Origin of the sequence: Vibrio nigripulchritudo ATCC 27043 (genome assembly GCF_000222685.1) — a bacterium.
In the GTDB taxonomy this organism is placed as follows: Bacteria; Pseudomonadota; Gammaproteobacteria; order Enterobacterales; family Vibrionaceae; genus Vibrio; species Vibrio nigripulchritudo.
Map to the genome: position 1 here is coordinate 1 of NZ_AFWJ01000056.1, position 11,074 is coordinate 11,074.

Annotated in this window: 3 protein-coding genes; 2 read left to right on the forward strand and 1 reads right to left on the reverse strand. The window is 47.9% G+C overall.

Annotation, left to right across the window (positions count from 1 at the left end):
- Positions 1-1,029, reverse strand: a 1,029-nt coding sequence (locus RH89_RS06675; protein WP_004400483.1) for a hypothetical protein, incomplete at its 3' end; no start/stop codon positions are given.
- A gap of 176 nt (positions 1,030-1,205) precedes the next feature.
- On the opposite strand from RH89_RS06675, the gene RH89_RS06680 reads away from it, so the two are divergent.
- Both RH89_RS06680 and RH89_RS06685 read left to right on the forward strand, forming a co-directional pair.
- A complete protein-coding gene (locus RH89_RS06680; protein WP_004400484.1) occupies positions 1,206-6,239 on the forward strand; it encodes a non-ribosomal peptide synthetase in 5,034 nt (1,677 codons plus the stop codon).
- The gene (locus tag RH89_RS06685) at positions 6,239-10,993 is read left to right on the forward strand and encodes a non-ribosomal peptide synthetase (protein ID WP_004400486.1); all 4,755 of its coding nucleotides are present in this window, start codon (positions 6,239-6,241) and stop codon (positions 10,991-10,993) included. Before RH89_RS06680 ends, RH89_RS06685 begins: the two co-directional genes overlap by 1 nt.
- Positions 10,994-11,074 lie beyond the last annotated feature (81 nt).

Consider the following 11,074-nt stretch of genomic DNA (forward strand, 5'->3'; position numbering starts at 1 on the left):
GTGTGTGACACCATGTCCACCGTAGCCGATGGCACTTTTTAGTACCCAATCTTTCTTATTGAGTGTAAAAAGCTGCGACAGGTTGGATTCACCGACGGCATACGTCTTAGGAACAGACGCCTCAATGATCTGCCGTTCTTGCTCAGAAACCGAAGCTAAAACATCATCTTGGTGCAAAATAGCCAAAGCAGCTTTACTCATGTAAAGCTCACTGAACGGGTGAATGAGCGAATGAATTTTCCCGCTTTTCAGACCACTCAAGTAGCCTGAGTAACCATCCAAATCCTTTGCCATATCATTTAGCGTAAATACTTCAAAAACAGCAATATCACCCGTATGCGAGGCGAGCACATTCTGTAGCTCATTGTGGGGGATTGTGCTGACTTCGATATCCAGATGTGTGCTCAGAGCACCTGCAGCGCTGTTGGCGACTAAAGGGCTGTCTTTAAACTGAATGAAATCATCAACAACGACAAGTTTTGGGTTATTGAGGGACGCTAGCTTTTGAGCCACAGCGGGGCAGATATGTGAATAAGGAGACTGCCAGAACTCGTTGATTTTAATGGCTGAATCTTCGTATTTTTCGTTTTCAAGCGCCTGATCATACAGCGCCTGTATACTGTCATAGGCAAATCCACCTATGGCGCCGCCAACATTGACTTCCATAACTTTCCAATGATTGCCGTCATCCAGAATGTCCCACCTGCAAGGTATGATTCCGTTAACGTCTCTCAGTTGTTCCATCAGTGAGATCACTCTCTCATCTGAAAAGCCAAGGGCATTAGCAAACGTCTCCATCTCTCCATCGAAAGCGATATTGGGGAGGTTACGAATCAGGTTAAATAGCTCATGTAGAATTTTTGTCTGTTTTTTAACCGATTTCTCGGGATATACCACAGGGGTCATCAATAAATGCCAGTCAGGTCGGGAAAATCGACTGTCCGCGCCACTTAGTCGAATGTCATCGGCTAAGTCGTCTGCCAAAGGATTCTCTTCAAAGTAGTCGAGCCAGAAATCATTTGATTGCATATTTATCCCTAGAAAAAGAATCTAATTCTTTGTTTTTAAAGTAAATGTGAGAGCTATGAAATGAATAAGTCAATATTTATGAGCAAACCATTATAAACTTTAACAAGTCATTTACAATTGTCTCGATGTCGTATAAGAATATGTAAATTTTTGTATCAAAGTTTAGGCATTATCAGATGATTACAATCAATAATAAAAAACAAAAAGATCTAACTCATTCAATCGTAAAACAATTTATTCACCTCGCCTCACAAACTCCTGAATCTATAGCCATAGAAGATAATGCCGAAATTTTAACCTATAAACAGGTCGATGTGCTTAGTGACCGGGTTGCTCATTGTCTGGTTGATCAGAACATTGGATCCGCGCCAATTCATGTGGGAGTGGTAACAGACAGAAGCTATCGAATGATCATCGCCATGTTGGGAGTCTTAAAAGCAGGGGCGGTTTACGTGCCCATTGACCCTAAACATCCAATAGAGCGACAGCGGCATATTTTTGAAAATGCTCGTTGCTCGATTCTTCTTACCGACAATATCGCCCCTCACTTTTCTCCTGAACGCACTTTTCATATCGATTCTCTTCTGGAGAACAGCACCATCAAGCCGCTTTCTCAGGTCCACCCTCACTTTGATACCGCTTGTATTCTTTATACTTCTGGCACAACGGGTAAGCCCAAGGGCGCAATGTTGACCAGCAAGGGCATAATGAATACCTGTGAGGCACTAAGTGAAATATTGGGTATCTCTCCGAACTCAGTCATGCTGCATTACGCATCGTTAGGTTTCGATTCCGCCACATTAGAGTGGCTGATGGCGCTGACAAATGGGGCTAAGCTGTCGATCATATCGGAAGATCAACGTACCGACCCGGAGGCGCTGTCGTCTTATCTGGTTGAAAAGAAAATTACGCACGCCATCTTGCCTTCGGCGATGCTTCCGTATGTGAAAAGTGATCGAGAATACGCACTTGAATCGTTAGCCGCGGTAGGTGATGTGTCTGATGAAAAACTGCTGTGGCACTGGTCAACCAAGTGCAATGTATTCAACGGTTATGGCCCGATGGAGATGTCTATTTGCACATCGATCCATCAGGTTGAAAATGGTCGGCCTGTTAATTTAGGGCAGCCGATTCAGCATACACAAGTGATGGTGATGGATGAGCAAGGTTGTCAGACAAAAGAAGGTGAATCGGGCGAACTGTGGGTAACAGGTGTCGGGTTGAGCCTCGGGTATGTGAACAACCATGAGCAAACCGAACTGGCATTTGTGACCGATAAAAATGGGCGGACTTGGTATAAGACAGGTGATTTGGTCAAGCAAGATGGAATGGGTAATCTCCATTTTAATGGGCGTTATGATCATCAGGTCAAAATCCGTGGAAATCGGGTCGAGCTGGAAGAGATTGAACAGACCCTCAAGACAATAAATACGATTGACGATGCCTGTCTTGTTACCCCGACGCACTCAGATGGAAGTAAGTATCTAGTTGCTTTTTATAGCGGGACTGGCGATGAGAAATCTGTTCGAAATACTCTTACCGAAATGCTTCCAGAGAGTCACGTACCTTCCAGTTTTATCAAGCTAGATACACTGCCACTTACTACCAACCTCAAGGTTGATCGTCTAGCTCTGTATGAATTGTATGTCAGTGACTACGCCGATAAAGCCAAAACCTTAAAGGTAGGTTCCGCAGACAATCAAGAAACCATAACGGCTTTATTCTTGTCGGAGCTTGCCGCTAGCACACTGAATGAAAGGGAGAGTTTCTTCCAGCTTGGAGGTGACTCCATTGGCTCCATTCGCCTGATCAACAATCTTAATCAAACTTTTAGCTGTGCTATCTCTATGCGTCAGTTTAGAGAAAACTCATCGGTATCAGGTGTGTTGGGTTTAATTCAAAAGAGTGAAACAACTGCGAATGACGGCTCGGAGTTTAAGGCCCTATCCATTTCCAAACACCGCCCAGATACCTTTGAACTGTCGAGCCAGCAATTGGTAGCGTGGTACATGGCGCAGCAACAACCAGACAGTAAAGCCTATCTCGCTGAAGCGGCAATTCATTTTGAAGGTGATCTCGATGTACTCGCATTAGAGGCAGCACTGAACGATGTATATGCTCGACACGATATTTACCGCACTATTTTTATCGAAGAAGAGGGAGAACCTCGCCAACGCGTACTGCCAGAAATCCAATACAAACTCAGGGTGGTAGAAGCCGATTCGCAAGACAAAACCGAAGTGATCAACCGTGTGCTGGCAGAACATTTACCCGGGATCTCCGATCTTTCCCAATTGCCGTTAGCGGAATTCGTCTTGATTCAATTCGCAGGCGATGACCATGTTCTGATGCATCAGGAGCACCATATCATTCATGATGGCTGGAGCGGCAGCGAATTCACACGCGAGATGATGGACGCGTATCGTGCCCGTTCCAGCAGTACACCGTGGCAACCAGAGCCAGTGGCGCAATATTACGATTTTCATATCGCTCAGCAAGGTTGGCTGGAATCTAATGAAGCCGAAAAGCAACAGGAATACTGGTGCAAAAAGCTGGAAAACTGCCCTCAGGGCGTTCCGTTGTTTGGTAAGCAATCCCACGCGCTTGGGTTTTCAGGTGGTCATCAGAAAATGGTGTTTAGCCAAAAAGAATGGCAAGCAATGGAAGCACTGTGTGGGGCACAAGGCATTACCCCGTTTGCCTTTACCTCTGCCATTTTGTATCTCGCGATGTGGCGCTATTCAGGGCAGAGCGATCTGACATTTGGTTCCGCGTTTGCCAACCGAAACTGGCAAAACTCGCACGGTGTGCTGGGCATGTTGGTGAATACATTGGTGCTTCGCCAATCGCTAGATAGCACTTCTACGCTGAGTGAACTGCTTGAACAAACCCAGCAGACCATAGACGAGGCACAAGACAACCAAGAGTTGCCTTTCACCAAAGTGGTGGAGGCGCTGAACCCAGATCGAAGCGCTGTCAGCAACCCGTTTTTCAATGTTCTGCTTGGGTTTCACGATACCCCAATTGATGTTGCGCCAATTGAAGGTTTGAACTGGCACAAAGACGAAACCATGATCTCAGAAACGTCGAAATTCGACTTAGACTGCCTGGTCGTGCCAAGAGGAAAATCCTTCAACAAAGACGGGGAAGTGCACTTCCTTTGGGAATACCGCAGCGACGTCTATTCCGCCGAAGAAATCGCTTTGTTCTTAGAAAGCTTTCAGTACCTGTTCCTAGATTTAGTTAAGCGATTCGATACCGTGTCGAATCAACCGATTAACCGTCTGACGGCAATAACGCCGCGTCAGCAAGCCCTTATGAACCAGCAGTGGGGAACAGGACCGCAGCTTTCCAATGCCATACAAGCGAAATATGGCAAGCTGTCGCTGGTGGCGGCGATCGAACGCGCTGCGCAGCAGAACCCTGATAGTATTGCGCTGGCTTACGGTGACCACTCTTACACCTATGCTCAGCTTGAACTTGCCTCGAATCAACTGGCAATTGAGCTTGATAAAGCAGGCGTGCAGCCGGGAGAGCGAGTCGGTCTTGCCACCAGTCGTTCTCCAGAACTGATCGCTGCCATGTATACCATTTTCAAGTTTGGCGCTTGTGCTGTGGTCATCGAACCGAGCCTGCCACCTAAGCGCCAAGCTTTCATACTGCAAGACGCTGATATATCCGTTGTTCTGGGTAGTATTTCTGAAAGTAAAGCATCCGTCACTTGTATTCCGATTGAGAGTGCTTTTACACATCAGGAAACTTCGCGAGTTTGGAAAACACCAAGGTTCGAACACGACCTCTGCGCCTACATTCTTTACACATCTGGCTCGACTGGCGTGCCGAAAGGGGTAGACGTGTCAATGTCTTCTCTTCATAACGAATGCTGCTGGCACATTGATGAATTCAACTTAACACCAGAAAGCACAGGAACCTGTCTGGCGTTTGCGGGTTTTGATGCCTTTATGGCAGAAGTCTTCCCACTTCTGATGGCGGGCGGGCAGGTGTTGATTCTGGATGATCAGGAACGCGACGATCTTTCTGTTCTCAGTCAAAGATTAGGTGAAGCTCAGGTCACGCATTGCTGTTTACCAACAGGGCTGCTAGAAGCGGTCTGCGCGTCGGAGTTTACCTGGCCGGATTCGTTGCAGACCCTACTTGTTGGAGGCGATGCTTTGGGGCAGGTGACCTTCCCACAAGGCTTTAACGCTAATTTTTACAACTTGTACGGTCCAACTGAAACCACGGTTGATGCCACATTCGCCAAGCTCGTACCACAGGTTGACGGGCAAGCTTCAGATCCACAAACGCCCACCATTGGGCGACCTATTGCTAACGCCTATGCCTGCGTGATTAGTCAGGCAGGAACTGGAGAGAATACACCTACGCCAATCGGAGTGCCCGGTGAACTGGTGATGGGCGGTAAAGGCATCACTAACGGGTATCTTAACCGGCCAGAACTGACTCAAGAACGATTTGTTCAGGGGCATATTGTGCCTGATTCCGTAGACACCAGATGGTATCGAACGGGGGATCAGGTGCGCTGGTCTCCATCTGGGGAATTAGAATATCTCGGACGCCTGAATGACGAAGTCAAAGTGCGTGGGTTCCGTGTTTCTCTAGGGGAAATTACCGCACATTTGCAAGACCATGATGAAGTGGCTCAGGCAGCGCTGATCGTCCGTCAGGGCGCGATTTACGCTTACGTAACGCTGATTGAAAGCGAGGTCGCGCAGTGGCAAAGCAACACCACCAAATACGAGCGACAACTGGCGAGGAAGATTCGTGTGTCGCTGAAAAAGTCTCTGCCAGAGTACATGCGCCCAAGTGCGACACTGATTCTTGAATCCCTGCCACTGACCGAACAAGGCAAGCTGGATAAGCGCAAACTGCCGTCTCCATTTGAAGAAGACACCACGTTTGAAGCCGCCAGCAGCGAGATGGAAACCGCCATGCTTTCCATTTGGTCGGAATGCTTGGAACTGCCCAAAATCAGTGTAACGGACAACTTCTTCTCTATAGGCGGACACTCACTTTTGGCGATGCGAATCATCGCGCGACTGCGTATGGAATTCAGTGTTGAGCTGAAAATGAGTGACTTCTTTGAATTTGGCACCATTCGCGAACTTTCAGGTTACATCGAGAGCATTTTGGCGGTACAAACCGACGATGTACTCGACGACATGGATGTGATGGAAGAGGGCGAAATATAATGGCACACGAACTCATTCGCCTGGCTAAGTCTCAGGGGGTGCACCTGTATCTGGAAAATGGTGCGCTCAAATACAAAGCTAAAAACGGGCTAAGCAAGGAACTGGCAGGACTGCTCAAAAAGAACAAACCTGAAGTGATGGCATTTCTGGAAATGCACACCACTTCATCGGATTCGAGACCTAAGCCACGTCCAGACAAAATACGTTTTCCTCTGACTTCGGCGCAGCAAAGGCTGTTCTACCTTGAATCGCTCTACGGTGAGAAAGCACCCTATAACATGGCGACCGCTTTTCGCTTGAGCAAAGCTCCTGATATTCAGAAATTAGAACATGCGATTCAAACTGTTGTCTCACGTCACAGTGCGCTGTCTACTTGTTTTCTGATGGAAGAGGGCGAACCGTACCAAACCGCAAAAATCGATCTTTCAGTTACCATTGAAATCGACCAATCCAAGGAGTGGCAGTCAGATTCATCATGGATGGCACAGCAAGCCAGTCGACCATTTTCATTGGCACAGTCACCTTTGTTCCGAGTTGTCACCAAGTCATGTACCGAAGGCGACGATCATCTATTGTTGTTTGTTTTCCACCATATGGTTTTTGATGGCCTGTCTTATTCTCTGTTCTTTAACGAGTTGAATTTGGCACTCAAGCAGCAATTGGAAAGGCTTCCAAGTTTAGCTTATCAATACGGCGATTATGCACTGTGGCAACAAGAGGGAACTGGAGAACCGCACCAACATAGCGAGCAATACTGGCTGCAGAAAATGAAAGGTGCCGAGGAGCTGAATAGCTTGGTGACGGATTACCCGCGTCCGGCAACGCCGGAATTTTCGGGATCCATTTGTCGCCAAAGGTTGGATAAATCTCTGACGGCAACCTTAAGAGCCTTTGCGCAGCAGCAAGGAGTGTCCGTATTTACATTGCTACACAGCCTGTTTGCTTTGCTAATTGGGCGCTGGACGGAACGCTCTGACGTGATCATTGGTACACCCGTTGGAGGCAGGCAGGTATCCGGAACGGAATCGTTGATCGGTTTTTTCGTTAACACCTTAGCATTACGAATTGGGCTAGATGAAGACGACCACTTCCTTTCACTGTTACAAAAATCCAAAACCACGCTCTCAGAAGCATTTCGCTACCAAGATGTTTCGTTTGAACGCATTGTGCAGGCGCTAGGTCACGAGAGAAAAAGCAGTTACGCGCCCATCCTTCAAATCTTGTTTGCGTTGCATGAAGACGGTGGATTTTCTCTCGATCTGGACGGCATTGAGGTGGAAAATCTAGGTGTTGAGCGCAGCAATATAAACTTTGAGTTAGAACTTCATGTGATGGACAAAGGTGAAGAGCTTGAAGCTACATGGGTGTACGCAGATAACCTGTTCAGAGCAGAAACCATAGATGCCCTGCAAGACGCTTTTCTAACCCTAATTCAAGGTGTACTCGCGAACCCCAGTGAGAATGTTCATCAATTACCGATGATCTCATTGGAGGTGGAGCAAAAAATTGAAGGCTGGAATGAAACCAGCCGCGATTTTCCTAACCATCACACCTTTGTTGATATGTTTGAGCAGCAGGTGAAAAAGACACCCGACAACATCGCCTGTGAGTGGCAGGGGGAAACCGGTACAGAGCAGCTTACGTATGCTCAGCTCAACAAAAAAGCCAATCAACTTGCCCATTTTCTGATTGCTCAGGGGGCGAGCAGTGACCAATGCATTGGTCTGATTGATGCGTGGTCTTCGTCGACACTGGTCGGAATACTGGGGATACTTAAAAGCGGTGCGGCATACTTACCTCTGGATCCAAACCATCCGGTTCAACGACTAAACGAAATCCTTGAGCTGGCAGATGCCAGCATTACCCTTGCGGGCAGCCAATCTCCAGAGGGTTGCTCGGCTAGTGAGGTTTTTGATCTGGCTTGCGATGAAACTTGGAAAGCACTGGACAGCTATTCGGCGCGAAATCCGAGTGAAGTCGGCGTCCTTACAGATGCGGATGATTTGGCATACGTGATTTTCACTTCCGGTTCGACAGGGCAACCAAAAGGGGTGATGGTTGAGCACAAAAACGTGTCGAATTTCCTGTTCTCCACTCAGTCGGTGGTGTGTATTGAAGAAGACGATGTGGTGGCGTCGATCGCGCCGCCAGCGTTTGATATTCACGTCACCGAAATGTATCTGCCGCTGATGTTTGGCGCAAAAGTGGTGTTGATGAACTGGGAGCAGACGCGTTCTCCTGCCTTGATGGCAGAGTGTCAGCGAACCCACAAAATCACCATTATGCAAGGCACACCTTCAACGTGGCAAATGTTGATAGATGATGGCTGGAAGCCATACCAAGGACTAAAAATGCTGACGGGAGGCGATGCACTTGGCAGGCAGTTGCACGACAAGTTGCTCGACAGCGATGCTCGCTTTTACAACCTTTACGGACCCACCGAAACTACTGTGTATTGTTCAGGTACGGAAACGCATCTGGACGTCGAAAAGATCCATGTCGGGGCAGCTTTCCCCAACAACCGCTACTACGTGTTGGACGATCATCGACAACAAAAACCGATTGGTTGTGTAGGGGAAGTGTATCTTTCTGGTGACAACGTCACGAGAGGGTATTTAAATCAGCCCAGACTTACGGCAGAAAAATACGCCTATAACCCTTTTGTGTCACACCAAGAGCGAATGTACCAAACTGGGGATCTAGGACGTTGGCTACCAGACGGCACGATAGAAATCGTCGGGCGTAAAGATTTTCAGGTGAAAGTGAACGGCTTTCGGATTGAATTAGGTGAAATCGAATACCAGCTTCGTCAACATCAAGACGTTGAGCAAAGCTTGGTGACCACTGTATCGATCAATGCATTGAAAGGTGATGACCAGCAAGGTAAAGGTTCTCATGTTAATCAAGTACTGGTGGCGTACGTCAAAAGCCAAACCAGCCAGTCTGAATTGGTGCCAAGGCTGACCAAAACGCTGACGCAATCTCTTCCACAATATATGGTGCCGCATTACTTTGTGGTTTTGCCTGTGTTTCCACTGACCGACAATCGCAAGGTGGATCGCCGTGCTTTGCCTCTGCCAGCACTCATTGAGGATGCAGAAGGAAAAGCTCCATCCACTGAAACTGAAAAACGGCTTGCCGCACTTTGGTCGGAGTTGCTGGAAACCGAGGTGAGCAACAGCAGGCTGAGCTTCTTCGCCTTGGGTGGTCACTCGTTGCTTGCCATTAAGATGGTCAGCCGAATTCAAACTCTTTTTGGCGTCTCGTTATCGCTGAAGGTCCTTTTCGATGCCCCGTCGATTGAAAAACTGGCTCAGTTGATTGAGGAACAACACGTATCAAACCCGGCGAATCAAGATGATGCAATTCTTGCAAAACAACAAATGAGCGCGCCACTGTCGTATTCCCAGCAACGGCTGTGGACGTTAGACAAAATGGACGCTCATGGACGTTTTTATGCGATCCCACTGATCTATGATCTTCACGGAGAGCCGGACCTTCACATTTTGAATCAGGCAATCAACGCGCTGATTCAGCGTCATCAGGTGCTACTCACTGCCTACATCACTTCTGAAAACGGAATAGACCATCAGCAAGTGATACCGCGTGATGTCGAAATTCAATGGGTGGATGCGGTGGACAACCCATCCGAATTATCGGCAATGGAAACGACCATAGTGGATACGCCCTTTGACTTGGCAAAAGGGGAAGTGATTCGAGCGGGTTTGGCGAAAATCAGCGAAGGTCACACTCGCCTGTATCTTGCGATGCATCATATAGCGGCGGATGGCTGGTCACTGGGTATTCTTATTGAGGAACTCAACTATTTCTATCAGCAGTTTTCTAAAGAGAGCCACGACTCGTCATTGCCAAATTTGCCCATCCAGTTTTCCGATTACGCCCTTTGGCAGCGAGAACAATATGGAAAAGGTACATGTATCACCAAATCGCTAGAAGCTTACTGGCAGCAAAGGTTGGATGGAGCACCGGAGCAACACAGCCTGACGTTGGATTTCCCAAGACCTGACCAGCCAAGTCACCAGGGAAAAAGTCTGGTGACAAGGTTAGACAGTCAAACCACTGATAAGCTGGCTGACCTCGCCAAAAAACACCAGACCACGTTGTTCAATGTGCTCTATGCCGCCTTTTCTGTCTTACTGGCGCGTTTCTCTGGTGCGCAGGACATTGTTATTGGAACGCCCGTAGCCAACCGAGAGCGCCCTGAGCTAGAAGGCCTGATTGGCTTTTTCGTCAACACTTTACCTTTACGAACTCAGGTGGCTGAGCGCTCAAATTTTGACGATTTGTTGGCTGTTAATCACCGCCAGATCTTGGAAGATTTTGAGCATCAGTCCTTGCCGTTTGAACGCATGATTACGCTGGCGAAACAAAAGCGCGCATTAAACACCAGCCCGTTGTTTCAGGTGATGTTATCGATCGAGCAAGACAATTTAGAACAGGTCGAGCTGTTGGGTTTAGATGCCGAGGCACTCGCACCTACGGAGACAGAAGCACGATTCGACCTGACTTTAGGTGTCCGCCAATCCAAGCATCACCTCGATTTCTCGTGGAACTTTGCCACTGATCTGTTTGCTGAAACGTCTGTTCAGGCAATGGCAGATGCGTTTAATTGTCTGTTGAATCAAGTGGCAGAAAACTCCCAGCGAACCATCGAATCTTACGCACTCGCGAAGCCAAGGCTCATTGCGGAGGCTCCAGCAGCGCCTAGCCGGACATTACTGGATCTAGTTTGAACTCTCACTTGCCTTAAACCCCGAACACACTGCCTTAGTTTGTGACGGCGAGACCCTTAGCTAACGCATCGTTGGATGCAA

Excerpts from the sequence above, each read along its gene's own strand:
- RH89_RS06685 (WP_004400486.1), top strand. The coding sequence starts at position 6,239 with ATGGCACACGAACTCATTCGCCTGGCTAAGTCTCAGGGGGTGCACCTG.
- RH89_RS06680 (WP_004400484.1), top strand. The coding sequence starts at position 1,206 with ATGATTACAATCAATAATAAAAAACAAAAAGATCTAACTCATTCAATC.